This window comes from Rheinheimera sp., assembly GCF_037442525.1.
Classification (GTDB): Bacteria; Pseudomonadota; Gammaproteobacteria; order Enterobacterales; family Alteromonadaceae; genus Pararheinheimera.
The window spans coordinates 133162-159768 of record NZ_JBBIQD010000001.1; the positions used below are offsets into that span (position 1 = coordinate 133162).

At 55.3% G+C, this 26607-nt stretch carries 22 protein-coding genes; 6 read left to right on the plus strand and 16 right to left on the minus strand.

Going from position 1 to position 26607, the window contains the following annotated elements:
- Window positions 1-62 precede the first annotated feature (62 nt).
- From WKJ03_RS00590 to apbC, 6 genes are all read right to left on the minus strand, one after another.
- A complete protein-coding gene (locus WKJ03_RS00590; protein ID WP_337840208.1) occupies window positions 63-638 on the minus strand; it encodes a glutathione S-transferase family protein in 576 nt (191 codons plus the stop codon).
- Window positions 639-733: 95 nt separating this feature from the next.
- Entirely contained in the window at window positions 734-1681 is a 948-nt protein-coding gene (gene bla / locus WKJ03_RS00595; protein ID WP_337840209.1) for a class A beta-lactamase, read from the minus strand.
- 65 nt (window positions 1682-1746) lie between these two features.
- The gene (locus WKJ03_RS00600) at window positions 1747-3270 is read right to left on the minus strand and encodes a DUF3300 domain-containing protein (protein WP_337840210.1); all 1524 of its coding nucleotides are present in this window, start codon (window positions 3268-3270) and stop codon (window positions 1747-1749) included.
- 152 nt (window positions 3271-3422) lie between these two features.
- Window positions 3423-4310: a DMT family transporter gene (locus WKJ03_RS00605; RefSeq protein ID WP_337840211.1), complete on the minus strand. Its 888-nt coding sequence runs from the start codon at window positions 4308-4310 to the stop codon at window positions 3423-3425.
- A 211-nt stretch (window positions 4311-4521) separates the two neighbouring features.
- Window positions 4522-5112 (minus strand): dCTP deaminase, encoded by a 591-nt coding sequence (gene dcd / locus WKJ03_RS00610; protein ID WP_337840212.1) that lies wholly within the window; start codon window positions 5110-5112, stop codon window positions 4522-4524.
- 3 nt (window positions 5113-5115) lie between these two features.
- Window positions 5116-6183: an iron-sulfur cluster carrier protein ApbC gene (gene apbC / locus WKJ03_RS00615; protein WP_337840213.1), complete on the minus strand. Its 1068-nt coding sequence runs from the start codon at window positions 6181-6183 to the stop codon at window positions 5116-5118.
- Window positions 6184-6279: 96 nt separating this feature from the next.
- Here apbC and metG point away from each other — a divergent pair, with 96 nt between their 5' ends.
- From metG to WKJ03_RS00630, 3 genes are all read left to right on the plus strand, one after another.
- Complete coding sequence (gene metG / locus WKJ03_RS00620; protein ID WP_337840214.1) at window positions 6280-8337, plus strand: methionine--tRNA ligase; 2058 nt, start codon at window positions 6280-6282, stop codon at window positions 8335-8337.
- 63 nt (window positions 8338-8400) lie between these two features.
- Complete coding sequence (locus WKJ03_RS00625; RefSeq protein ID WP_337840215.1) at window positions 8401-9846, plus strand: MFS transporter; 1446 nt, start codon at window positions 8401-8403, stop codon at window positions 9844-9846.
- Between the two features lie 53 nt (window positions 9847-9899).
- Window positions 9900-10535: an NAD(P)H-dependent oxidoreductase gene (locus WKJ03_RS00630; RefSeq protein WP_337840216.1), complete on the plus strand. Its 636-nt coding sequence runs from the start codon at window positions 9900-9902 to the stop codon at window positions 10533-10535.
- A 34-nt stretch (window positions 10536-10569) separates the two neighbouring features.
- Here the strand turns inward: WKJ03_RS00630 and tcdA are convergent, their stop codons facing one another.
- The 10 genes from tcdA to WKJ03_RS00680 form a co-directional block, all read right to left on the minus strand.
- Entirely contained in the window at window positions 10570-11370 is an 801-nt protein-coding gene (tcdA, locus tag WKJ03_RS00635; protein ID WP_337840890.1) for a tRNA cyclic N6-threonylcarbamoyladenosine(37) synthase TcdA, read from the minus strand.
- A complete protein-coding gene (locus WKJ03_RS00640) occupies window positions 11367-12080 on the minus strand; it encodes a TIGR01621 family pseudouridine synthase (protein ID WP_337840217.1) in 714 nt (237 codons plus the stop codon). The genes tcdA and WKJ03_RS00640 overlap by 4 nt, the downstream gene beginning before the upstream one ends.
- Window positions 12077-12835 (minus strand): 3-deoxy-manno-octulosonate cytidylyltransferase, encoded by a 759-nt coding sequence (gene kdsB, locus WKJ03_RS00645; protein WP_337840218.1) that lies wholly within the window; start codon window positions 12833-12835, stop codon window positions 12077-12079. The genes WKJ03_RS00640 and kdsB overlap by 4 nt, the downstream gene beginning before the upstream one ends.
- The gene (locus WKJ03_RS00650; RefSeq protein WP_337840219.1) at window positions 12823-13020 is read right to left on the minus strand and encodes a Trm112 family protein; all 198 of its coding nucleotides are present in this window, start codon (window positions 13018-13020) and stop codon (window positions 12823-12825) included. The genes kdsB and WKJ03_RS00650 overlap by 13 nt, the downstream gene beginning before the upstream one ends.
- Window position 13021: 1 nt before the next feature.
- Entirely contained in the window at window positions 13022-14020 is a 999-nt protein-coding gene (gene lpxK, locus WKJ03_RS00655; protein WP_337840220.1) for a tetraacyldisaccharide 4'-kinase, read from the minus strand.
- Window positions 14017-15768: a lipid A export permease/ATP-binding protein MsbA gene (gene msbA, locus WKJ03_RS00660; protein ID WP_337840221.1), complete on the minus strand. Its 1752-nt coding sequence runs from the start codon at window positions 15766-15768 to the stop codon at window positions 14017-14019. The genes lpxK and msbA overlap by 4 nt, the downstream gene beginning before the upstream one ends.
- 42 nt (window positions 15769-15810) lie before the next feature.
- Window positions 15811-18012 carry a DNA internalization-related competence protein ComEC/Rec2 gene (locus WKJ03_RS00665; RefSeq protein WP_337840222.1) on the minus strand — a complete coding sequence of 734 codons (2202 nt, stop codon included), beginning with the start codon at window positions 18010-18012 and terminating at the stop codon, window positions 15811-15813.
- 140 nt (window positions 18013-18152) lie between these two features.
- Window positions 18153-19391 (minus strand): lipoprotein-releasing ABC transporter permease subunit, encoded by a 1239-nt coding sequence (locus WKJ03_RS00670; RefSeq protein WP_337840223.1) that lies wholly within the window; start codon window positions 19389-19391, stop codon window positions 18153-18155.
- Complete coding sequence (gene lolD, locus WKJ03_RS00675) at window positions 19384-20067, minus strand: lipoprotein-releasing ABC transporter ATP-binding protein LolD (protein ID WP_337840224.1); 684 nt, start codon at window positions 20065-20067, stop codon at window positions 19384-19386. Before lolD ends, WKJ03_RS00670 begins: the two co-directional genes overlap by 8 nt.
- Window positions 20060-21283, minus strand: coding sequence for a lipoprotein-releasing ABC transporter permease subunit (locus tag WKJ03_RS00680; RefSeq protein ID WP_337840225.1), 1224 nt, complete (start codon window positions 21281-21283; stop codon window positions 20060-20062). Before WKJ03_RS00680 ends, lolD begins: the two co-directional genes overlap by 8 nt.
- Before the next feature lie 103 nt (window positions 21284-21386).
- On the opposite strand from WKJ03_RS00680, the gene WKJ03_RS00685 reads away from it, so the two are divergent.
- Genes WKJ03_RS00685 through WKJ03_RS00695 form a run of 3 tightly spaced genes read left to right on the plus strand, consistent with a single transcriptional unit; the run spans window position 21387 to window position 26585 of the window.
- The gene (locus tag WKJ03_RS00685; RefSeq protein WP_337840226.1) at window positions 21387-21995 is read left to right on the plus strand and encodes a PilZ domain-containing protein; all 609 of its coding nucleotides are present in this window, start codon (window positions 21387-21389) and stop codon (window positions 21993-21995) included.
- A 37-nt stretch (window positions 21996-22032) separates the two neighbouring features.
- Complete coding sequence (mfd, locus tag WKJ03_RS00690) at window positions 22033-25524, plus strand: transcription-repair coupling factor (RefSeq protein WP_337840227.1); 3492 nt, start codon at window positions 22033-22035, stop codon at window positions 25522-25524.
- Window positions 25521-26585, plus strand: a complete 1065-nt coding sequence (locus WKJ03_RS00695) for a CsiV family protein (RefSeq protein ID WP_337840228.1) — start codon at window positions 25521-25523, stop codon at window positions 26583-26585. Before mfd ends, WKJ03_RS00695 begins: the two co-directional genes overlap by 4 nt.
- Window positions 26586-26607: the final 22 nt, after the last annotated feature.

Here is a 26607-nt window from a genome sequence, read left to right on the forward strand (position 1 = left end):
TGCCGAACTGAGTACAGAAAAAAGGCCGGTGACCCGGCCTTTTTTACAATTCTGAGTCAGATTCAACTTAAACGCGGATCCGTTTCTGCTACAGCGGGTTGTTGCTGATTCTGTTGTACAAACTGACGCAGGGCAGCATAAGGTTTCAGGTCTGCCAGTTTACGAAACTCCAGCCAGTCCACCAGTGCAAACAAACTCATCGCCAGATAATCCCAGCGGGCAAAACCGCCCTGCTTCACCTGCTCATTTAATGCATCCAGACAAGCTTCAATCCGCTCATGCTGCAGGTTAAAAAACAGTTTGTCTTCGCTGGTATCCAGGCCGGAGCGCTGACACAACAACAGCTCCACCAATGAATCATTAACGGCATTAATCAGGGTCAGGGTATTTTCTTCCGTCCAGCTTAAGGCTGGCAATGTCAGCTTTTGCGCCAGATAACGATAAATCACATTGGAGTCGAACACATGTTGCCCGCCATCCACCAGCACCGGCACTTTACGCGCCGGGTTATGCGCCACCAGAGTTGCCCGTCCTGTCGCTTCAAAAATATTCAGGGCGACAAATTCATAAGGCCGACCGGCCAGCAATAAACGCAAACGTCGTACATAAGGGGATGCGACAGAACCAAATAACTGCATACCAAACTCCTGAATTACAGCTGATGTGACCGCAGTGTATACCCAAGCAACGGCAAGAAGCGAGTCTCACAGAGGCTGAATTCTGAAGCTCCGGCTTAGTTGGGTACGTCAGCATCCACCAAGTCGGTCAACCCCTGATAGCGGGGCGGCTGCAGGTAAAAATCCCAAACCGCGCGACCTATGGCAGCCATCAGCGCCTCGTCTTTATCCAGGCTTTCACGCGACGCCGTAATAAACACCGTAACCAGCACAGCCCGGCCATCCGGCAGCAGTATGACCCCCGTATCATTGACGGCGGCACGGATTTGCGCCTGAATGCCAGAGGTGCCGGTTTTATGCGCCACAACAGCAGTTTTTGGCAACTGGCCGCGCAGCCTGTTTTGCCCGGTGCTGCTATGGCTCATCCACAGCCAGAGCTGAGGCTGCAATTGGGCATTCAACAGCTGGCCAGACAGAAAACGCTGCAATATGCGGCTGGCGGCCCCGACACTGCTCCAGTTTTCAAATTGCACCGACCAGCCACTGTGCATTTGCCGCTCTGTGGCACGAATCTGTAATTCCTGAATCCCCAACTGGCGCAAATAAAGTTCCAGTTGCGCTGGCCCGCCAGTTAAATCAAACAATAAATCACAGGCATTGTTATCGCTGTCACGCACGGCATAACGCAGCAACTCGGCCAGTGTCAGGCTGAAGTTGTCCTCTTTATGCTGTTTCAGCATCGGACTCCAGCTGTTTTGCAGCAGGCTCTTGCGTTCAATCCGGATCGGCTGTTGCAAGGAAAGTTGGTTTTGCTGCACCAGATGCAGCACATACAGTGCCTGATAAAACTTAAACACACTTTGCAGTGGAAACTGGGTAGAGCCGTTAAGCTCCACCACCGGATAACCCCAGGGGTCCACCACAGAGACGCCCACTGTCGCTTTGTGCGATCGCGTCAGTTGCTCAATCCGTTGTTGTAAGGTGTCTGCCGCAGCCGGCCAGATCACCAACAACCAGACAACAGTTCCCCAAAACGGCTTACATACTCTGTTCAGCACTGACATCTGCACTCCTTGTTACAAAAAAATCCCGGTGTGTTCACCGGGATTGACGGACTGAGCATTGCGGTCTAGTTCAGGTCCCGTGGCTGCTGATCCCGCCCTTGTTCCCGCGCAGTATGCGGACGCTCACGTTGCATGTTCTGCATTTTAGGGGCCTCGAAACGTGGTGTAGCCTGACGTTCAAAACTGCGGTTTTGTTGGGGTTCGGGCCTGCTGCGCAGTTCTGGCTGATAACGGGGCACAGACTGCTCCCGCTGAACCGAAGGCTGCGGCTGATACACTCTGTCCTGCCGCTCAGTCAACGCACGTGGCTGCTCCAGGGTTCGCTGAGGCTGTGACCAGTTCCGCTCCCTGTTGCCATCCTGCTGCAGTTGTTCCCGCACCCGCGTCTGATCCGGAGCCATTCTCTGCGGCGCGTACTCAGGGTTCTGCAAAGGATTGCTGTCCAGTTGTGGCCTGTCCCGCCTCAAGGCTTCACGCCGCTGGGCTTCGTTATCAATTCGTCGTCCCATAGGTTCAACCCGCTGCCGATCAGGTTCAGTTTTGCTGCGCTGCACCAGCGCATCCCCGGTTTTGTTCCGTTCAAACTGACGTTCTTTCTCCGCAAAACGCTGCTCTTTCTGCTGCACAGAGTGATGTTTCTGTTCTATGCCCCGCTCTTCCCGGGTGCGGTTTGCCCAGTCCCGTTGTTGCTGCTGATCACGGTAACTGCGATTGGCGCTGAACTCACGGGTCGGCTGGTAGCCTGCCTGGTAACTGACGCCCCTGCGATGGTGCGGGTCGTGGCGCCAATGCTGAGATTTTTTGTGATGCACTATCTGGTGGCTGGCGTAATAGCGCGGGCTGTTCCAATGGTAATGGTGATCGATCACCACTATCTGCCGGCGCGGCCAGTGAAAGGTGCTGAAATAAAAACGTGGTGCCAGGCGGATGCCCACTCCCCAATAAAAACCGCTGCTGACGACGTAACCCCGTGGCCGTTCAAAACAGAAGGGATCGTAGCTACGCCACCACCAGGGGCCATAAACCACCAGTGGGTCGTAATAAGGCACATACACCACTTTGGGAGACGCCGGCTCAATAATAATGGTCTTCTCTTCGCGGATCACTTTGACCTGCTCTTGTCTGGCCAGGTGGCCTGACTCATAGGCTTTGCTGCGCAACGTCTGAATGCTTGCCATGACCTGCGCTTCCTGGGTCAGAAAAGCGTCACCGAGGCGCTGTGTCCAGTCAATGTCATCACTCATCCGAGCCAGCAATTCGGGAAAAGCGACCAGCGCCTTCACGCTGGGATCCCAGTCTTGCGCCTCCACGGCATTCACGGCATCTTCGCCGGTCAGATTGGGATGCTCTTGCGCCCAGCGATGCGCTTTGATCACTTCCAGCGGATAGGTAGAGGCAATTAACACATGAGACAGAACTGTGTCGGGGTACAACGCAATGGGCGCCAGCATCGCATCCAGTTGTCCCTGATTAAATTGCTGTACTATGCTGCCGGCACTTGCCGTCTGCTGGGCCAGCGCCGGGCTGATCAGTACCACCGGACTACATAACAGCACACCAACAGAAAGGTAAGGGATCAGGGGTTTCATGGCGTTTGTACTCCTGCTGCGACTGCAGCATCAATCGGCAAATACAGTGGTCTGCCGGGCCACACTGTTCAGTTTCTACATCAATGACCAGTCTGATTCAGGTATAGCAAATCCCGTGTGAACGGTTTCTGAACAAAAGTCTGCATACACCTTTAGTTGAGCATTTTGACTCGTTGAAACACTGAAGGTTTAAAACCTGTCACTAAGGCGGTGCCGAAAATCACCGTCAGTACACCCAAAATGGTGTGCCAGCCCACCTGTTCCGCCAGAAACAGATGCCCCCAAAACACCCCAAAGACAGGTATTAAAAAAGTCACTGTCAGCGCGGATGTCGCGCCTTCATCTTCGACCAGCCGGAAAAACAGCAGATAGGCCACACCGCTGCACAGCACCCCAAGCGCCAATACGGCAGCGGCGACCCCCAGACTCAATTCGCCCTGAACGGGATAGGCCCAAATCACCGGGGCCAGCATCAGACTGGATGCCCACATGGATCCATGGGCATTGGCAAAAGCCGGTACTTTTTTCGCATTTTTGGTGTAATGGGTAGCAATACCGTAACAAAAAGCCGCCGCTGCAGCTGCCACAACCGCCAGCAGTGCACCAGGTTTCAACAATACAGGGTCAAAACCGACCAGAATGGCCACCCCACTGATCCCAAGCACCAACCCCAGCAATACAGTCCAGCTGACTTTTTGCCGGAACCAGAGGATGCCAATCAAAGCGCCCCAAATCGGCGCTGTGGCATTGAGCACCGACAACACCGAGGCCGTCAGGGTTTGCGCGGCGATTGCAAAGAGCAAAAACGGTAAGGCGGAATTAAAGAACCCCAACACAAAATAATGTTTCCAGTGCTCCCGCCAATGCAGTGCCTGTTTCAGCAGTACCCCCATCAGTGCCAGAAAGAGTGCGGCAAACAGCACCCGTCCCGTCATTAAAGCCGCGGGCCCCAGCGACTCCACTGCGATACGCATAAATAAAAAAGAAGAGCCCCAAATGGCGGCCAGACTGAATAAACGAAGCAAACTACTGAGTTGCATAAAGTTCCTGCGCTTTGCCAAAACCAGTGCACAGACCTGGTTCTGCTTTGGTTACCTTTAAATAACTATGCAAGAAAACTGAAAAATTTACAGAAGCCGACTTGATGTTCTATGCAGCCCTGTTGCATAATTACCCCGCTTCATTTTTGCTTTATTGCTTCAGCCCGGACCACTTTGGTTCGGGCTTTTTCATTTTAAGCGCGGAATACACTCAGCCTTTTTCGTCCTGGCCTATGCGGCTCGCGACGGCATTGGTCTGTTGCTGGTATTTGGCGTCCACACGTTTGTTATAGGGCCGTGCGGCTTCGCCTGTCATCAGCTCAAAATTCAGCGCGCCAATTTTCATGTTAGGCCGCAGCGCCAGCGGCAAACGGCCGCTGTTATAAAACTCCAGCACTATATTGCCGGACCAGCCCGGATCAATACGATGCGCCGTCACGTGCACCATGAGCCCCAACCGCGCCAGTGAAGAACGGCCATCCAGCCAGCCGACTATATTGGCAGGCAAAGTCACAGATTCCAGCGTCACCGCCAGCGCCAGCTCTCCTGGATGCAGAAAAAAAGCCTCATCGTCCGACAGCAGAATTTCGTCACTCATTACCGAATTCAGTGCCTGCTCCACTTCTTCCCGAGGGCCACTTAAATCAATAAAAGGAGCTGCGTAAGGCCGGAACGTCCTGAACGAATGGCCAAGGCGAATATCCACACTGACGCCGCTAATCATGTCGGGTGTCGGTTTTGGCGTAATCTGAATTTTGCCTTCGTTTAAATAGGCTTCAATATCGCGGTCACAAAGTCTCATCAGTTAATCATCCGTAAAAATAATTTCGGGCGCAGCACCTTGTTGCAGCGAGCGCCAATATAAAGCAAAAATCAGTTGTCTCGCTATCTGCTTGTACTGTTCAGTGCCGGAACCTGCCTGATGCACCAGCGGGACACCGGCATCACCGGACTGGCGGATTTGCGTATCGAGCGGCAGTTGGCCAAGCACAGGCAACTGATACCGCTGCGCCAGCTCAAGCCCGCCCTGACTGCCAAATATATCATCGACAGCACCACAGCTTTTGCACTGGTAGTAACTCATATTTTCCACCAGCCCCAGCACGGGCACCCGCACCGAATTAAACATCGCCACCGCTTTTTGTGCATCGGCCAGCGCCACATCCTGCGGCGTGGTGACAATCACAGCCCCCGACAGTGGTATTTTTTGTGACAGCGTCAGCTGAATATCCCCCGTACCCGGCGGCATATCGACCACCAGGTAATCCAGCTCGCCCCAGTCAGTTTCATTCAGGAGCTGCAACAGTGCCTGACTGGCCATAGGGCCGCGCCACACAGTGGCGGAATCCGGGTCCACCAAAAAGCCGATGGACTGCACTGTGATTCCGGCGGCCTGTTTCGGCAACAGCTGTTTTTCGTCGGCTGATTCGGCTTTTTGCCCTTGCAATCCCAACATCAACGGAATGGAGGGGCCGTAAATATCCGCATCGAGCAAACCAACTTTGGCCCCCTCCTGCGCCATGGCCACAGCGACATTCACAGCTGTAGTGGATTTGCCCACACCACCTTTGCCGGAGGCCACCAGAATTACCTGTTTAATGCCTTTAAATAGCGGTGGCAACGAGTTTTGGTAGCGCAGTTCCAGCTGAAGCTTCGGGTCTAACTGCAACAGCCTTGGTAACAACTCGGTGCTGAGGCTTTGCCAGGCAAAAGGCAAGGTCAGAGTCAGCCGTTGCTCTTTGTCCTGCCAGTCGAGCTGCTGCACCACCTGGGTCAGTGGCAACGGCATTTCAGCGGGCTGAAAATCGGCGATGCATTGTGCAATGGCAGCGGGAACTTGGTTCTTGCTGCGGGATAACCAGTCAAACCACATAGACTGTCCTTGATGCAGGGGGAAACGGATGCGCTTTCATGCTGGCTATTGTATCATTAGCGCACTATTTTTTTCTGTTCTCTCTATGGGTTATCGATGACAGCACGCAAAATTCTGATCACCAGCGCTCTTCCTTATGCCAACGGCCCCATTCACTTAGGCCATATGCTGGAATACATTCAGACCGACATCTGGTCCCGTTTTCAGAAAGCCCGTGGTCACCAATGTTATTACGTCTGTGCCGACGATGCCCACGGCACCCCTATTATGCTGAAAGCTCAGCAACTGGGCATGACGCCAGAGCAAATGATTGCGCAGACCGCTATTGAGCACAAAGCGGATTTTGCCGAGTTTTTAATTGGTTTTGATAACTACCACAGCACCCACAGCGACGAAAACCGCGCTTTTGCCAACGAAATTTATCAGAAACTGGACGCTGGCGGTTATATCAAACGCCATACCATCAGCCAGCTGTTCGACCCGGAAAAACAGATGTTCCTGCCGGACCGTTTTGTCAAAGGCGATTGCCCGAAGTGTGGCGCTTTGGACCAAAACGGCGACAGCTGTGATGTGTGTGGTGCGACCTACAGTCCGACCGAGCTGAAAAACGCCCACTCTGTGGTGTCAGGCGCCACGCCGGTGCTGAAAGATTCAGAGCATTACTTCTTCGACCTGCCGGCTTTTGAGCAGATGTTGCAGGACTGGACTCGCAGTGGTTCCTTGCAGGATGAAATGGCCAACAAACTGCAGGAGTGGTTTAAAGAAGGCCTGCAGCAGTGGGACATCAGCCGTGATGCGCCTTATTTTGGTTTTGAAATTCCGGGCGCACCGGGCAAGTTTTTTTATGTCTGGCTGGACGCCCCTATTGGCTATCTGGCCAGCTTTAAGAATTACTGCGACAAAACCGGTGTCGACTTCAGCCAGTTCTGGGCCCAAGACTCTGAGGCTGAGGTGTACCACTTTATCGGCAAAGACATTATCTATTTCCACAGCCTGTTCTGGCCCGCCATGCTGCACGGTGCCGGTTACCGCAAACCAAGCAGCGTATTTGCCCATGGTTTTGTCACCGTCAATGGCGCCAAAATGTCCAAGTCACGCGGCACTTTTATTAAGGCCCGCACCTACCTGGAGCATTTAAACCCGGAATACCTGCGTTATTACTTCGCGTCCAAACTGACCAGCGGCATTACCGACCTGGACCTGAATCTGGAAGATTTCGCCCAGAAGGTAAACTCAGACTTAGTCGGTAAAGTGGTGAATATCGCCAGCCGCTGCGCCAGCTTTATCAGCAAGAAGTTTGATGGTCAGTTAAGTGCCGTTGTCGCTGAGCCAGCATTGTATGCAGAGTTTGCCGCTGCCGGTGACAGCATTGCGGAAAGCTTTGAAAAGCGTGAGTTTGCCCGAGCCATCCGCGACATTATGGCGCTGGCCGACAAAGCCAACCAGTACATTGATGCCAAAGCGCCCTGGGTGCTGGCGAAAAACGACGCCACGCTGGAAGAAGCGCACCTGGTGTGCTCTATGGGTATTAACCTGTTCCGCGTGCTGATGCATTACTTAAAACCTGTGTTGCCGGCTATGGCCGCAGAAGTGGAAGCCTTCTTAAACAGCCCGCTCTGCTGGGACAGTTACCAGCAGCCACTGAGGGCCCATGCAGTGAATCCATTTAAAGCGCTGATGCAGCGGGTGGACATGAGCAAAGTGGAAGCCATGGTCGACGCCAGCAAAGAAAACCTGCAGCCTGCAGCCCCTACTCCGGCGCCAGCCGCCAAAGTGGAAAAAGCAGCTGCTGCGCCAGCCGCCAGTGGCGAGATTGAGCCTATTGGCGACACCATCGGCATTGAAGACTTTGCCAAGCTCGACCTGCGGGTGGCCCTTATTGTCAGCGCCGAACATGTCGAAGGTGCCGATAAACTGGTGAAACTGCAACTGGATTTAGGCAATGAACAACGCCAGGTATTTGCCGGTATTAAATCGGCCTACCAGCCAGAGCAACTGGTCGGTCGCCTGACAGTGATGGTGGCCAATCTGGCGCCTCGTAAAATGCGGTTTGGCCTGTCCGAAGGCATGGTGATGGCCGCAGGCCCTGGTGGTTCAGAGATTTTCCTGCTGACACCGGATTCAGGCGCGACACCAGGCATGCGGGTAAAATAACGCAAATTAAAGAAATGGGCGGTTTACCGCCCCTTTTTTCAGGTCGTTGCAACAGGACTTGTTATGTCGACATCGTTACGGTCATTTTCATCGCTTTATTCCGCTACGTTACTGGCCTTACTGGCCAGCGGTGTGCTAACGACCTATCTCGGTCTGCGGCTGGCGGCCGATCAGGTGGCTCAAATCTGGATAGGTGGCATGATGTCAGCCTATTACCTGGGCCTGGTCGGCGGTTCCAAAGTGGGTCACCGCTTAATTGCTCAGGTGGGCCATATCCGCACCTTTGTGGCCAGCGCCGGGGTGACCAGCGCCTCGGCCTTAGGCCATGCACTGATTGATGATTTAACCGTCTGGCTGGTGCTGCGTTTAGTGGTCGGCACCGGCATGATGTGTATGTATATGGTGCTGGAAAGCTGGCTGAATGAACAGGCGGACAGCAAGAACCGCGGTACAGTATTTGCCAGCTATATGATTGTGTCTTACCTGGGTTTAATGCTCGGTCAGGCAGCCATCAGTATCAGCCCGGAACTGGATTTAAAACCGCTGCTGATTGTCGGCATGTGCTTCGCACTTTGTCTGGTGCCACTGGCACTGACCCGCCGTATTCACCCGGCGCCACTGCAACCGGCGCCGCTGAAAATCCGGGTGTTCTGGCAACAGGTGCCACAAAGCCTGACCACTGTCGCCATGGCCGGGGTGATTGCCGGCAGTTTTTATGGTCTGGCGCCGGCTTATGTGGCCAGTCAGGGCGGCGACACCCATCAGGTTGCGCTTTATATGAGCTGCACCATAGTGGCGGGTTTGCTGGCGCAGTGGCCTATGGGAAAACTGTCTGACCGGGTGCGCCGCAGCCGCCTGATCCGCACCAACACAGTGATCCTCGGCTCCATTGCACTTTGTATTGCGCTGCTGCCTTTATCCGGCTGGTTGCAGCTGGTATTTACTTTTGCCTATGGCATTTTCGCCTTCACCTTGTACCCGCTCGGCACCGCACTGGCCAATCAGAATGTGGAGCAGGACCAGCGGGTTGCGTTGTCGGCCACTATTTTGCTGACCTTCGGTTTAGGTGCCAGTATCGGGCCTCTGCTGGCCTCTGGTCTGGTGCAGTTGCTGGGCTACCGCATGCTCTATGGTTTTATTGCCCTTTGCACTTTGCTGCTGTTTTTGCGCTTATCCCAGGTGAACTACCAGCAAAAGCAGCAGGATAAACAAAAAACCCAGGATTATGTCATGGCCTCAGGTGATTTGGTGTCTTCGCCACTGGCGGCAGCGCTGGACCCCAGGGTCGACGAAGAAACGGTACAACAACAAATGTTGAACCCCGCACCTGTGGATGCGCCTTTGCCAAATGCCGATCAGGAGCTGTCCAGTCAATCCGCTGAGGAGGTGTCAGTCCTGAGCACAGCCTGCACAGAACAGTTAAGTACCCAACCAGCAGACGACAGGCGCGATAGCGACACAACGCAACAAACAGACCTGTCGTCGCCCCCTCATTCGAAAAGCCCTTGAAATACAGGGCGTGAGCCTTATATCGGGGGGAGTCTTGCAAAGGAGTATCCGCAATGTCGACCCTTGATTTATTGAACTGGCGTTATGCCACCAAAAAGATGCAGGCCAGCAACGCCGTACCTGCCGAACGTCTGGATTATATTCTTGAAGCCATCCGCCTGAGCGCCAGCTCCAGCGGTTTACAACCTTATCAGGTGCTGGTGGTGACGAATCCTGAATTAAAAGCAAAAATCCGCGCTGTCGCCTGGGATCAATCGCAGGTCACCGACAGCTCCCACCTGCTGGTATTTGCTGCCTGGGACAATTACACCGCTGAACGTATCCATATGATGTTCGATTTGGTGAATGAACAACGCGGCTTTAAAAACGAAGGCTGGGAAGCGTACCGGCAAAAACTGCTGAACTTCTACCCGCAGCGCCCGGCACAGCAGAACTTTGAACATGCGGCCCGTCAGGCTTATATAGGCCTGGGCTCTGCCTTAATTGCCGCTGCCGAGCAGCAAGTGGATGCCACACCAATGGAAGGTTTTGAACCTGAGAAAGTGGATGAGATTCTGAACCTGGCAGAATTAGGTCTTAAATCCGTGTTGTTGCTGCCGCTCGGCTACCGCGAAGCCGAAGGCGACTGGCTGGTGAATTTGAAAAAAGTACGCCGCGCGACGGAAGACTTTGTGATCCGCCGCGATTGATCCGCGTGGGGAGGAGGAGTTCACTCCTCCCCTGTCACTGCGCTTTGTCCGCCAGTTTACGCAGCACCCGGGACACAGCCACAAAAGCAAAACTGCCGGTCACCACAGTGACAGCACCAAAACCACCAGAGCAGTCCAGCCGCATACTACCTGACTGAGCGCCGTCCAGTTCAGGTTTGGTCTGACAGACTGTGCCATCCCCGGCCGGATACACCAATTGCTCGGTGGAATACACCGCATCAATACCAAAACGGCGTTTTGGGTTGCGGCTGTAGTTGTAGTCGCGCCGCAGCGTATTGCGTACTTTAGCCAGCAGCGGGTCGTACGTGGTCTGGCTTAAATCAGCCAGCTGAATTTGCGTCGGGTCGGTCTGCCCGCCTGCGCCTCCCACTGTCACCAGCGGGATTTTATTGCGTTTGCAGTAGGCTATCAGCGCCACTTTGGCTTTGATGGAATCAATGCAGTCCACCACATAGTCAAAACCAGCGGCCATCAGGCTGGCGATATTGTCGGTGGCGACAAAATCTTCGACACAATGCACCTGACACTCCGGGTTAATAGCCCGGATACGCTCGGCCATTACCGCTACTTTGTCCTGGCCTATAGTGCCGCTCAGCGCATGCAACTGGCGGTTGGTATTGCTGATGCAGATATCGTCGAGATCAATCAGGGTGATCTGACCAATGCCAGAACGTGCCAACGCCTCAGCAGCCCAGCTACCGACCCCACCAATACCTACCACACAGACATGGCTGTGCTGAAACTTTTCCAGCGCTTTCACGCCGTATAACCGGCCTATGCCGGCAAAACGTAATACATAATCAGACATAGTCAGTCCGTCTGTGCTGCATCAGCAGCAGCCTGTCGATGAAAAAACGGAAACCCCAGGTCCCAGGGCTTTGCCCAGGCCTGGTCCAGCAGTTGCTGCAGGGCGGGGCTGGTAAAAAAATCGCCTTGGTCAGGCTTGAGGAGCAGCTCCATGCGTTGACCCTGCCAGTCAAAACCCAGCGCATAGGCATGTAAATACAAACGATCGGCCTGCCCGCCTTTGTACAGCTCATCCCCAAGCAAAGCGGCACCAACACTTTTTAGCGCCACCCGCACCTGATGGGTTTTGCCCGTGTAAGGTTTGACCAGATAAGCCCGGCGGCCAGCGTCTGCTAAACCGGCTGAAATAAAATAACTGATGGCCGGATTGGACTGCGCTGTGGTCAGCATCCAGGCGGAGCGACGCGCCTGCACCATATCGCCTTTGACCCAACCTTGTTTTTTCTTTGGTTTACCGCCCGAGAGCGCCAGGTACCATTTATCGATAGCCCCATTGGCAAACAGAGCTGACAACTGCGCCGCCGCTTCGCTGCTGCGGGCCAGCAAAATCAAGCCACTGGTGCCTTTGTCCAGCCGGTGCACCGCATAGAGTTTCTCGCCAAGCTGCGCTTCGGCCAGCGCCACCAGGCCAGGTTCGAATTCGCTGTGAAAACTCAAGCCGGCCGGTTTATTCAGTACCCAAAAATCCTTGTGTTGCAGCACTGGCTGAAGGCTCATACGAGGTCAAATTCCACAGCAAAAGCACGAGCCTTTTCCAAATCGGCTGGGGTATCGACCCCCATGGCCGGTGGTTCCACTGCGGTCGCCACATGAATGGCTTCGCCCTGCCATAACACCCGTAACTGTTCCAGGCATTCGATCTGCTCCAGCTGCGACGCTGGCCAGTTGACATACTGCTGAATAAAACCGGCGCGGTAAGCATAAATGCCAATATGGCGGCGATAAATCGCGGCCAGTTGCGATTCAAAGGCCTGATCACGATCAAAAGGGATCACAGAGCGACTGAAATACAGTGCATAACCGTCTTTATCGGTCTGCACTTTCACCACATTGGGATTGGCAATTTCGTCGGCGTCTGCCAGCGCCACCGCCAGTGTGGCCATCCGTGCTTTTTGCTGACCCGCCAGATTGTCCGCCACCTGACGAATAATAGCGGGTGGAATAAAGGGTTCATCGCCCTGCACATTGACCACTACAGTGGCATCCGCCAGGCCCAGCTGTTGCACTACTTCGGCCAGGCGTTCAGTCCCCGAATTGTGCTCCGCTTTGGTCATACAGACCTGAGCACCAAAAGCCCGGCAATGGCTGGCCACTTGCTCATGGTCTGTCGCTATCACCACCTGAGCGGCCCCGCTTTGTATGGCCTGACGCCAGACCCGCTCAATCATGCTGCGCCCTGCAATATCGGCCAGAGGTTTACCCGGCAGCCGGCTGGAGGCAAAACGCGCCGGGATCACCACTACGAACGCCATGCATCCGCCTCATCCAGCGTCAATGGCCGGGCTTCGTTGACCAGCAAGACCGGAATATGCTGGCGAATGGGGTATGCCAGCCGGTCTGCGACACAGATCAGCTCCTGTTTGTCTTTATCCAGCTTCAGTTTGCCTTTGCACAACGGGCAGGCAATGATGTCGAGCAGCGCTACATTTAACGCCATATCAGCTCCTTGGTTGAAGGTGTTGCAGCAACCAGGGCATGAACGCCGGGCTGCCGCTCTGAGGTTCAAGTTCCGCCTGCACCGGCAGGTAAAACCAGTCGGCTTTGGCAAAAGTGCGGCATTTTACCGCGTCTTTTTCGGTCATCAGCACAGGGCCGCTGACAGCAGCCAGACTGTCGGGGGTAAAGGCAAAATGATCGGGGAAAAAAGTTTTGGCTTTCACCGCAATGCCCATGGCCTGCACTGTCATGGCAAAGCGTTCCGGGTTGCCGATAGCGGCCACTAAAGTCACCGCCTGTTCCGTCCAGACGCCTGACGCGGTCAAAGGCACAGGGGCTGTCGGCTGCAGGCGCATCGCATAACAAGGCAAGTCAGCTGGCAGGCTGAGCTGAGATGGCCCGGTGGCGCTATTGATCACCACGGCATCAACAGTTTTCAGCCGTGCTACAGCTTCACGCAAAGGCCCGGCTGGCAACAGCAGGCCATTGCCCACGCCGCGCTGGCCATCCACCAGCACCAGCTCGATGTCGCGCTGCAGCCGGTAATGCTGCAGGCCATCATCGGAAATAATCAGGTCAAGCGGCTGTTGCGCCAATAAAAATTCAGCGGCAGCCACCCGGTCCGGGCAGACCACCACAGGGCAGCCGCTGCGCCTTGCCAGCAGATAAGGTTCATCGCCCACATCAGCAGGCGAATGCTCTGGCAGAACCCGCACAGGCGAGCTGATTTTTGCACCATAACCGCGGCTGACAATGCCGACCTTCAGGCCGGCCTGTTGCAACTGTTGGCATAAATACAAAGTCATCGGCGTTTTACCTGTGCCACCCACACTGATATTGCCCACCACCAGTACAGGCACGGCCACCTGATGGCTTTTCAGCCAGCCCTGCTGATAGGCGACACGGCGCAGACAGCTGATCAGGCGGTATAACAGGCTGAGTGGCCACAACCACAGAGTGCCCTGATGTTCACCATACCAGCCGCGCTCAAACCAGTTCATCCGGCCTCACTGAACTGCATTTTGTACAGCTGGGCGTAATAGCCATTTTGTGCCAGCAATTGCTGATGACTGCCACGTTCGACAATTTTGCCCTGGTCCATCACCAGAATTAAATCAGCCTGTTCGATGGTGGATAAACGGTGGGCAATCACCAGGCTGGTGCGCCCTTTGAGCAGCTCATCCAGCGCCGCCTGAATTTTGCGCTCCGACTCCGTGTCCAGTGCAGAGGTCGCTTCATCCAAAATCAGCAACGGTGCTTCGCGCAGCAGCGCGCGCGCTATCGCAATACGCTGACGCTGGCCGCCAGATAAGGTCACGCCATTTTCGCCAATGATGGTGTCCAGGCCATCCGGCAACTGGCTGGCAAATTCCAGGACATGGGCTTTTTCCGCCACCTGCTCCAGCTTTTCCCGGCTGAGATCCCCCTGGTAGGCGTAAGCAATATTATTGGCAATACTGTCGTTAAACAGCACCACCTGTTGCGATACAGACGCCATCTGCGAGCGTAACGAATTCAGTGTGCAGTGTTGAATATTGACACCGTCGAGCAGAATTTCGCCCTGTTCAATTTCATAGAAGCGCGGCAACAAACTGGAAATGGTGGTTTTGCCACTGCCAGAGCGGCCAACCAAAGCAATAGTCTGGCCCGGCTCTGCGGTAAAACTGATGTCACTCAGTACCTGACGGCTGTGGCCCGGGTAGCTGAAGCTGACATGACTGACCTGCAATAAGCCTCTGGCCTGCTGCAGCTCGACCTTGCCATTGTCCTGCTCAGAGGGCTGGTCCAGCACCAAAAACACATTGGCCGCTGCCGCCATACCACGCTGAAACTCGCTGTTAACCGTGGTCAGTTGCTTCAGCGGTTTGAGCAATAACATCATGGCCGCCAGAATTTCGGCAAAAATACCAGGCGTCAGGCTGTCCAGCATCTGCGGAAAACTGGCGAGATAAATCACAAATGCCAGAGCAAAGGAAGCAATCAGTTGGATCAGCGACACACTGATCGAACGCGCCGCTTCCATTTTCACGTCCAGCTGGCGGTTGCGGTTATTCACTTGAGCAAACTTCTGGTTCTCCAGCGCGACAGCACCAAAGGAGCGAATCACTTTATGGCCGTTGAGCATTTGCTCTGACGCACTGGTGACATCGCCCATTGAGTTCTGAATACGGGAGCTGATCAGCCGGAATCGCTTAGACACCTGCGACACCACCACGGCGATCAGCGGGGCGATGATCAGAAAAATCAGCGACAACTGCCAGCTGTTCCAGAACATCAGCCCCAGACAGCCCAGTACAAAAACCCCTTCGTGGATCAGCACCACCAGCGCTTTGCTGGAGGTTTGTTTGATTTGCTCAGCATCGTAGGTAATTTTGGAGATCAGCTCGCCTGTGCTGTGTTTGTCATGGTAGCTAACCGGTAAGGTCATCATTTTGCCAAACAACTGCTGGCGCAAGTCTTTGACTATGTGAGTACCGGCCCAGGTCAGGCAATAGCTGGAAACAAAGTTAAACAGGCCCCGCAGCAAAAACATCAACACCACAAATACCGGTGCCCAGGCCAGATAATTGACGTCTTTCTGGGTAATGCCGCGGTCAATAAAATCACCAAACTGCGACATAAACAAAATATCCACACCGGCATAACCGGCCATGCCCACAATAGCCACCGCAAAAGCCGGACGGTAAGGCTTCAGGTAACTGAATAAACGTCGGGCGGTCGCACGCACATCAATCTGATTTTCTGACAAAATACGTTCCTTGCACAGAGTTCTGCGGCCATTCTACATGGTTCATTCAGCAGTTTCAGCAGTTATCCCCATTGAGGCTTTGGTTGCTGGAGAATTGCGCAACCACAGCGGCCAAAGGCGCTGCCGGTATGGCCAGATGTCGATCTTGCCTGCACTGTATCTGAGCTCAATAGCCCCCAGCTGTCCGGTATCCACCAAAGGAATTTGCAGCAACGCCAGCCGCGCGCGAACCGCCGGGTGAGGATGGCCGTAATGATTCAAAGCACCGGCACTGTTCAGCGCCAGCAGCGGCGACAGCTGTGTTAAAAACTCAAGGCCAGACGAACTGTTACTGCCATGGTGCCCGAGCAGCAGCACATGGACTCTGCCTGGCTGCTGCGCCAGGTACTGCAGCTCCACGGCCTGGCCGCTGTCGCCTGTAGCCAGGAAACTCCAGCCATGCCAGTCCAGCCGCAACCAGCAGGACCCGTCATTGCTGGCCGGGTCACGCTCTGCCCTGAAACTGTTCAGCCTGGCTTCGCCCCAGCGGACAGGCAGCTGAAGGCAGGAGTCTTGCACTGGACCGGCCGGAAAATCGGCCATCAATGCGGCTTGTGGGTACGCCTTCAGCACTTGCTGATAATTCCCTGTATGGTCGGCATCCGCATGGCTCAGCACCAGATAGTCCAGCTGCGCAATGCCCTGGTAATGCAGGTAAGGCAGTACATAAGCTTCGGTGGCACTGAAGTCCCCATAACGGGGGCCGACGTCATACAGCAGGCCACGCCGTCCCTGTTGCACTAACAATGCCGTGCCTTGCCCCACATCCAGCAGGTGCAGGGCGGTCTGAGGCTGGGCAAATCGCCCGGCCGACCAAGCGGGCACCAGCAGCACCAGAGCAAACGCCAGAGCCCGGCGACGCTGCCAGCCGAAACACAGCAGCACCATCAGGATCAGCAGTGCCAACACAGAACTAACGGTCTGAGCCGGTAACAACCACCAATGTTCGGTACTGGCGGTAAAAAGTAACCAGTGCAATAACGGCTGCGTCAGCAGGTCGGCAAGCTGCCAGTGCCATAACCAGTGCACTGGCCCCAGCAGGTCAATCAGCACCGCCAGAAATAACCAGGGGATCAGCAGCAACGAGCACCAGGGCACAAACAGCAGATTCGACAGTAACGCCAAAGGAGCCACCCCATGAAAAAACAGCAGGGTGGGCACCGCCATCAACAACGTCATCCAGCATTGAAAACGCACCGCCCACCAGAGTTTGTCCGCTAAGTTGCCGCAGGGCAGCGGATAACGCCAGACCAGCAGCAGTAATAACGCGACTGCGATCAGGGTCAGCCAAAAACTCAGACTCAGCACCCACAGCGGCTGCAGCAACAGTAACAAGGCACAAAGTCGCAGCCAGGCCTGGCTGGGGCTGAGCCGCCAGCGCAGGGCCCACAGCAACACCCCCAGCGCCAGAGCGAGCACCGCCCTTAAGGTGGGGATCGCCAGGCCCGCCAGCAAGCTGTAATAGCAGGCCGCAGCCAACGCCAGCCAGGGGCCAAAGCGGCGCAGGCCCTGCAACCCCGGAACCAGTGCAAGCCAGTGACTCAGCAACACCAGCCAGCCAAATAACAGGCCGATATGAAAACCAGAGATGGAAATCAGATGGCCCAGTGCACTGGCCTGCAGCCCCAGCCAGAGTTCAGAGCTGAAGGGCCGTTCGCCCAGCGTCAGCGCCGTGATCAGCGCAAAACCCGGCCAGTCACCAAAACGCTGTTGCCAGCTGTCGTACAGCAACTGGCGCTGAGCCATGCCGGATTCGAGCAACAGTGCCTGCCTGACCTGACAACTGGCCAGAATGCCCAGCACATAGGCATTGGCTTCTACCGGAGCCGAACCGGGATTGGCCGGCGGCCGTACCCTTTTGCAACGCAGCTGCAGCTGCCAGCGTTGCCCCTGCCCCAACAGTTCTGGCGCCTGGCTCCAGCCAAGGCGTACTGAATAGCCCTGATAAGGCGGTGTTTCCAGCTGAAACTGCAGCCGGCTGTAGTCCCGGCCCGGTTGCACCATACTGCTGATATGACCGCTCAGCCACAGAGGCGCTGCCTGCAGCAGGTGCCGGCTGAGGTATTGATGCTGTTGCACAGCACCGAGGGCACAGACTGTACTCAGCAACAATCCGGCGAAAAACCAGTAACGCAGGCAACACAACAATGGCAGGCACAGCAATAACCAGAACCCGTTGAACGGCGGGATCTGCGGCCAGAACAACAGGCTGAGGCAGCCTGCGATCAGGCCGCAGCAAAAGGCATTCATGTGAATAAAAGGTAAACAGACAGATCCAGAGTATGGCGTTTGAAGCCGGTTTTGCAACCGGCTTCAAGCCGCTCAGCGACAACAACACAGAATGGTTAACTGCGGCCAAGCACCACGGCAGGCTGCACTTTGCTGGCCTGAAAAGCCGGATACAAAGTGGCCAGCAGGCTCAGCACTAAAGCCACGCCCACCGTCAGCAGCACCTGCGCCGGTTCAATTTGTGAGGGCACATAATCAACAAAATAAATGCTGGGGTCGAGCAACTGAAACCCCGTCAGTGCAGTGACAGCACGGAACAAAGCCTCAATTTGCCAGGCCAGCAACAAACCTGCGGCGGCCCCCACCAGAGTACCGACCAGGCCATTCAGCCAGCCCAACCACATAAAGGCTTTGACCACGGCCCGGCGTGGCATGCCCATGGTCAGCAGGATAGCAATATCACTTTGTTTTTCCCGCACCGCCATCACCAGGGTGGCGACAATATTAAAGCAGGCCACCGCCAGCACCAGCACCAGCACCAGGTACAAAATACTGCGCACCATCTGGATGTCGTTGTACAAATGCCCCTGGCTGATCACCCAATCGCGGATATAGACGTAATCTTTCAGCTGACTGCCAAGCTGCCGGGCCAGCCGGGGCGCAGCAAACACGTCCTGCACTTTAAAGGCCAGGCCCTGCACTGTACCCTGAGGGTAGCTCAGCCAGCCGGCCAGCGCGTCCAGCTGTACCCAACTTTGCTGGTAGTCCATCTGCCCCCCCATGCCGATAATGGCCGACACCGTCAGGCTGACATGTTTATGGCTGGCAAGCTGCCCATCACGACTTAACTGCGGCAACATCAGCTGCACTTCATCCCCGACCACCACACCCAGCTCTGCTGCTACGCCTTGCCCCAGCACGATGTGCTGCGCATCCAAAGTCTGCAACGAGCCGGCTTTGACAAAGCGTTTCAGTTCGCTGACCCTTTGTTCCTGCTCCAGTTCAATGCCCCGCAGACTGGCCGCTTTGACCTTGGCACCGCTGCGCAACAAGGTATTGGTTTTAATATAAGGAGCCCCCGCTTCTACACCGGGTTGTGCTGCCAACAGCGGTAATTTGTCCTGCCAGCGCTGAATTGGTTGATCCACCGCATGCAGTTCGATATGAGGGATCACCGCCAGCAGTTGAGTACGCAGCGCCTGCTCAAAGCCATTCATCACCGACAAGGCCAGGATCAGAATCGCTACCCCCAGGCCAATACCTAAGGTGGACGAGGCGGCAATAAAACGGATAAACGCATTGCTGTTACGGCTTTTGCGGTAACGCTGCGCCAGTTGCCAGGACAAACTAGCCATGGCTTGCCCCTAAACGGCCATCCTGCATCCAGTACTGTTTATCCAGCCGTGCGGCCAGGCTGCGGTCATGGGTCACCACAATAAAACTGGTGGACAGTTCCTGGTTCAGCTGGCGCAGCAGCTGATAAATCTGCTCCGCAGTCTGATGATCCAGGTTGCCGGTCGGTTCATCGGCCAGCACCAGGGCCGGCTCACCAACTAAGGCCCGGGCAATAGCCACCCGCTGCCGTTCACCGCCACTGAGTTCAGCCGGCCTGTGCTCCACCCGGTGCGCCAACCCCACTTTCTCCAGCAAACGCATGGCGCGTCGGCGGGCCTCAGAGGCAGCCACTTTGCCAATCAGCAACGGCATCATCACGTTTTCCAGAGCGGTAAAGTCCATCAGCAGGTGGTGGAACTGGTAAATAAAACCCAGATGCTGGTTACGCAGCCGGGCTTTGGCGTCTGCGCTCAGTCTGGCGACAGGCTTGCCAAGCAAACTCAGTTCGCCCTGATCCGGCAAATCCAGCGTGCCCAGAATATGCAACAAGGTACTTTTGCCCGACCCGGAGCTGCCGACTATCGCCAGCATTTCACCGGCAGACACCGTCAAATCAATGCCATGCAGCACTTGGGTTTCCTGCTGGCCGTCCCGGTAACTTTTACTGAGGCCACGGGCCACTAACACTTTATTCATCTCGTAATACTTCCGCAGGTTGCACCCGTACCGCACGCCAGGCCGGGTAAATCACCGCCAGCGCTGTTAAGCCTAAAGCCGCCAGTACTATGGTCAAAATTTGCAGTGGCTGAATATCTGTAGGTAACACCACGCCGGCTATCACCTGCACTCCGAGCACTGACAATATCGGGTTCAGTTGCCAGGTCAACAGCACACCGGCCACAGCCCCGGTCAAGGTACCAAGCACACCATTGTTCAGGCCCTGCACAGCAAAGACTAAAAACAACTGCCGGTCTGTCATGCCCTGAGTTTTGAGGATCGCCACTTCGCGTTGTTTTTCGGTCACCATCATCACCAGCGCCGACACAATATTAAAAGCCGCCACGGCAACGATCAGCAGCAACATCAGCCACATCATGGATTTTTCCATCGCCACTGCGGCAAAGAGTTTACCGTGGCTGTCGCGCCAGTCGGTCACGGCACTGACGCCCGGCAATGCCGCTATCCTGGGCTCCAGCGCCGGAGCGTCAAAAGGCTCCTGCAAACTGAGCCGCCACTGGCTGCTTTGTATCTGTCCTGCACTGAGCTTCTTTAAATCAGGCAAATGCACCAGGGCCAGACTGTTATCCAGCTCTGAGCCTGTACTGAGCAGGCCTACCACAGTAAACAAACGCTGGCGTGGCATCCAGCCCATAGGGGTAAAACTGCCGCCCTGCGCCAGGATCAGCCGAATTTGCTGGCCAGGCCCCACTTTAAGCTGGTCGGCCAGCCCTACTCCCAGCATCACCGAATAAGGCCGGTCCGCCAGCTGTTGCCAGTCACCGGTGAGCAAAGAGCCGGCTAAAAATTCCGGAATGGCGGCAGGTTCAATGCCTTGCAGCAGCAGCGGCGTCAGCTCACCCGGGCTCTGCGCTAAGGCTTCCAGCTGCAAATGTGGGGTTACTTGCGTAATCTGGTGAAATTGTTCAGGCAGTCTGGCGGCCAGATCCGGCTGCTCAGTGCTGACCAACAAATGCGGGATCACGCCGAGAATACGTTTTTTCAGGTCGGCTTCAAAGCCATTCATCACCGAACTGACCACAGTCAGCGCCAATACGCCCAGAAAAATACCGGTCACAGAAAATAAGGTGATAAAAGATAAGAAGCCCCGGCCACGCCGGCTTTGGCTGTAACGCAGGCCGATGCGGGCAAACAGCGGTAACGACAGGTTTTTCACAGCACCCCACTTTTTCACTGAGCCCCAGGTTCTGACAGAAGCTGCGGTGGGCCGGGCAAGAAATTGCTGCGATAATAGTGAGAATCCGTTAAGGTTACAAGCTTGCAACTTGAGGATCCCTATGCTGCAGCCAAGTTCTACTCAACGTCTTGAAGAATTTAACGATTATTTCCAGGTCGAGCAGACCGTTTCGGTCAATTTACAGCCTTTTCATGCCGACTTGCCGGATGAGGACGGCTTTTATCAGTTGCTGCCAGATGCCTTTAAAATGACCAGTGAATTGTCGGCGCTGAACAGTTCCAGCAGCAGAGCCTTAACGGCGATCAAAGACCTGCAACCCGAACTGCTCAGTTACCTGCAACTACAAACCCGCAAAATTGACGCACTGATGCACTATGTGCTGCGCAATCAGGACGACGCCAGTCTGCGTTTTCGCACCTTCAGTTTTGGCGGTTCTGGCGTGCGGTTACACCTGGACCAACCCGCAGAGGTCGGTCAGTTGTATGAACTGAAACTTTTTCTCGATCATAACGAGGGGGCCGTGTTTGCCCTGGCCGAACTGATTGACTGCGAAGTCGCTGAGCATGGGTATTTAGCACGTCTGTTATTCCGCCGTATCCGAGAGGATGACCGCGACCTGGTGGTGCGGGCCAGCCTGCACGAACAAAGCCGGCAGCTCAAGCGTAAAGCCGAAGCGCGTCAGGCACAGCAGTCTCAGCCAGACAGCTAATCCACCTTTTTTGTGTTGTTAACGAACCTGAATGACCATGACTTATTTTCACTCTCTGCCTTTGCCTGCCGGCGCCAAGGATCTGAAACAATGGGGCCAGCTGCAAGGTGCCGCTTTGCCTTTTGCGCTGGCCGATCTAGTGCAACGCCAGCCTGGGCTGTACCTGGTGCTGGTGCCCGATACGCCGACTGCACTGCGGCTGGAACAGGAACTGCAGGTGTTTTTGCAGGACGAACTGCAGCAAAACCCGGCCTTGCTGCAGGTATTTCCGGATTGGGAAACCTTGCCTTACGATGTGTTTTCGCCGCATCAGGACATTATTTCGCAGCGTATTCAAACCCTGTACCGTTTGCCACAACTGAAAACCGGTCTGGTGCTGGTGCCGGTCAGTACCGCCATGTTGCGGCTGAACCAGCCGGACTGGCTGCAGCAGCACAGCCTGTGGCTGGAAAAAGGCCAGCGGCTGGATTTAACTTCGTTGCGCGCCCAACTGGCCGCCGTCGGCTACCGTGCTGTCGATCAGGTGATGGAGCATGGTGAATTCTCGGTGCGTGGCTCTTTGCTGGATTTATTTCCGATGGGCAGTTCGCAGCCTTACCGCATCGACTTTTTTGACGATGAAATCGACGGCATCCGCTTATTCGACCCGGACAATCAGCGCACAGTGCAGCAAGTGGACAAAGTGGCCTTGTTGCCAGCCCACGAATTCCCGCAGGATAAAGCCGCCATTGAGCGGTTTCGCATCCGGTACCGCGAACGTTTTCCGGCCCGCAGCGAAAAAGAATCGCTTTATATGCAGGTCAGCCAGGGCCTGATGCCGGCCGGTATTGAGTATTACCTGCCGCTCTTTGCCGAGCAGTGCAGCAGTCTGTTCGACTACCTGCCGGCCCATGCTGAGCTGGTGCAGGTCGGCGATCTGGACGCCGCCACCGAACGTTTCAGTCAGGATTTGCAGCGCCGTTACGAGGACAAAGCCATCGATTTGCTGAAACCTCTGCTCAAACCGCTGGAGCTGTACCTGGCCAAAGATGAATTTTTTGGCCGGATGAAAACTTATCCGCGGCTGCGGCTGTCACGCGCCGAACTGCCTCAGCGTCCCGGCCAGGCCAATGCGGCCGTGCTGACGCTGCCGGATCTGGCGGTGGACCATCAGCTGAAAAACCCGCTGGAAAAACTGCAACAGTTTGTACTGAAGCTGAAACAGCAACAAGGCCGCGCCCTGTTTTTGGTGGAGTCTGACGGCCGTCGCGAAAGCCTGTTGCAGCTGTTCGGCAAACAACAAATCCGTTTACAGCCATGCCAGAGTCTGACCGACTTTTTAACCGGAGACAGCGATCTCGCCATTGTGGTCGGCGCTTTGGAGCAAGGCTGCCTGTTCAGTGGTAAAGCCCCTTTGGCGCTGATCAGTGAAAACGAACTCTTTGGCCAGAAAGTGGCGCAAAAACGCCGCCGCAAACGCAGCCAGCAGATCTCCAGCGACACCATTATCCGGAACCTGGCCGAACTGTCTGTGGGTCAGCCCGTGGTGCATCTGCAACATGGGGTGGGCCGTTATCAGGGCCTGCAGGTGCTGGACGCTGGCGGTATCAGTGCCGAATTTGTCACCATCGACTACGCCGGTGGCAGCAAACTCTATGTGCCGGTGTCGTCTTTGCACCTGATCAGCCGCTACACAGGCGCCGATCAGGAGCAGGCGCCACTGAATAAACTGGGCACCGATCAGTGGGAAAAAGCCCGCCGAAAAGCGGCCGAAAAAGTACGGGACGTGGCGGCCGAATTGCTGGATGTGTACGCCAAACGTGCAGCCCAGACAGGTTATGGTTTCCGGTTGGATGCCAGCCAATACGAGGTGTTTGCCGACGGTTTCCCTTATGAAGAAACTGTCGATCAGCTGGACGCCATCAGCCAGGTGCTGGCCGATATGCAAGCCGCACGCGCCATGGACCGGCTGGTCTGCGGCGATGTGGGTTTTGGGAAAACCGAAGTGGCGATGCGCGCCGCTTTTGTCGCCGTCAACGACAATAAACAAGTGGCAGTTTTAGTGCCTACCACCCTGCTGGCGCAACAGCATTATGAAAATTTCCGCGACCGTTTTGCCAACTGGCCGGTGCGGGTGGAAGTGCTGTCACGTTTTGTCAGTACCAAAGAGCAAAATGCCATTCTGGCCGATCTGGCAGCTGGCAAAGTGGATATTCTGATTGGCACCCATAAATTGTTGCAGGACGATATCCGTTTCAGCGATTTGGGTCTGCTGATTGTCGACGAAGAACACCGCTTTGGGGTGCGGCAAAAGGACAAAATCAAAGCGCTGCGCGCCAATATTGACATTCTGACACTGACGGCCACCCCTATTCCGCGCACGCTGAATATGTCGCTGTCCGGCATGCGCGATTTGTCCATTATCGCCACCCCACCAGCCAAACGGCTGGCGGTGAAAACCTTTGTCCGCGAGTTTGAAACCGGCCTGGTGCGCGAAGCCGTGCTGCGGGAAATCAGCCGGGGTGGTCAGGTGTATTTCCTGCATAATGACGTGGCCAGCATTGAAAAAATGGCGGCCGATTTAACCCAACTCTTGCCTGAGGCGCTGATTGGTATTGCGCACGGGCAAATGCGCGAACGGGAACTGGAACAGGTGATGGCCGAATTTTACCATCAGCGTTTTAACCTGCTGCTCTGCTCCACCATTATCGAAACCGGGATCGACGTGCCCACCGCTAACACCATTATTATCAACAGGGCCGACAATTTTGGCCTGGCGCAGCTGCACCAGTTGCGTGGCCGGGTGGGTCGTTCGCACCACCAGGCTTATGCCTATTTGCTGACGCCGCCCCCAAAACGTCTGAGCAAAGATGCGGAAAAACGGCTGGACGCCATATCAGCACTGGAAGACTTAGGGGCAGGTTTTGCCTTGGCCACCCACGACCTGGAAATTCGTGGTGCCGGTGAATTGTTGGGGGATGAACAAAGTGGTCAGATTGAATCTGTTGGGTTCAGCCTCTATATGGAGATGCTGGAACAGGCGGTCGAAGCGTTAAAACAAGGCAAAGAGCCCAGCCTGGACGCGCTGTTGCAGCAGCAGACCGAACTGGATCTGAAGTTACCGGCGCTGTTGCCGGATGACTATATTCCAGATGTGAACCTGCGTTTGTCCTTTTACAAACGTCTGGCCAGCTGCAAAGACAACCTGGAACTGGACGACGTGCAGGTGGAACTAATTGACCGCTTTGGCTTATTGCCGGACGCAGCGAAAAATTTGGTGAAAATCACCGAGTTAAAACTGCAGGCCGCAGCTATAGGCATCAAACGACTGGAAGCCAACCCCAAAGGGGGTGTGCTAGAATTCGGCGAACGCACCAGCGTAAACCCGTCTTTTATTATTCAGCTTATTCAGACTCAATCCAGAGTCTTTAAGCTGGAAGGCGGCAACAAGCTGAAATTTATCAAAGAATTAACTAATGCCGACAGCAGATTTGCTTTTGTCAGTCAACTGCTGTCCGAGCTGCATGCGCATCAAACAGGAGTGTCATGAAAGGTCGGTTATTGCTGGTTCTGGCCAGCCTGGTCAGTGCCCCCTCAGCCCTGGCCAACTGGTATGAAATTGAGATGCTGGTGTTCAGCCGCCAGCCGGACGCAGGCCTGAAGGAACAGTTTAAAGCGCCAGAGCGGCCTTTGGTGCCGGGCAAAGCGTTGGACTTAATAGCCCCTTTGTACCAGCCCAGAGTGGCGGATCTGATCCAGGCTATCCCGGCCTGTGTCGCGGCAACATCCAGCAATGCCGCCAGCACCCAGGTGGCTCAGGCCAGCCTGCCGCCCATTTCTGCAGAACAGCTGCAGGCACTGCAACAGCTGTTATCACCAGCGCCAGCCCAGCCTGCGGTACCAGAACCCGCAGTGGATAGCCTGGCGCCGCAGATGCCGTCGGCAGAAACCGTTGTGTCGGCTGAGCAGTTTAACCCACAAAATTGCCAGATGGAGCAATGGACAGATGAAGGTCAGTTGCTAAGCCGGCCACTGAACAGCAGCGAGCTTGGCTTGCAATTGCCAGCCCCGGCGCAAATCCCGGCGGAAATTGCCGGCAGCGGCAGCCATCAGGACAGCCCTTATCTGCTGAGCCAGGAGCAATTCAGCTTAAAGAATATTGCCTGGCAGCTGAAACAGGACGCCAGCAAACAACTGCTGCTGCATACCGCCTGGCGCCAGCCTCTGAGCAGCAGCCGTCAACGCAGTCACTGGTATGCCGGTCAGTTTTACGCCCCGGCCTCTGCAGAAACCAGCACCACTGAAGCGCCACAACTGATGCAGCAGGTGCAACAGCAGTTACAGGCGCTGGAGCAGGGCCAAAGCGCCATGCAGCAATGGCATAGCCCCTGGCAGCTGGACAGTCTGATCAGTTTCAGGGCTGGCCGTTTTATTCTGTTTGACGGCAGCTTTTACTTGCGCCAAGCTAGTGACGCACTGCCGGCTCAGGTCGAAATTAAACAACAGGCGCGGTTAACCTTAGGTCAGCTGAATTACCTGGATCACCCACGTTTGGGGGTAATTATTCAGGTGAAACGTTATGATCCAGCCACTGCAGTGGCAACAAACTGACGCAATAACACAAGGAATCTGT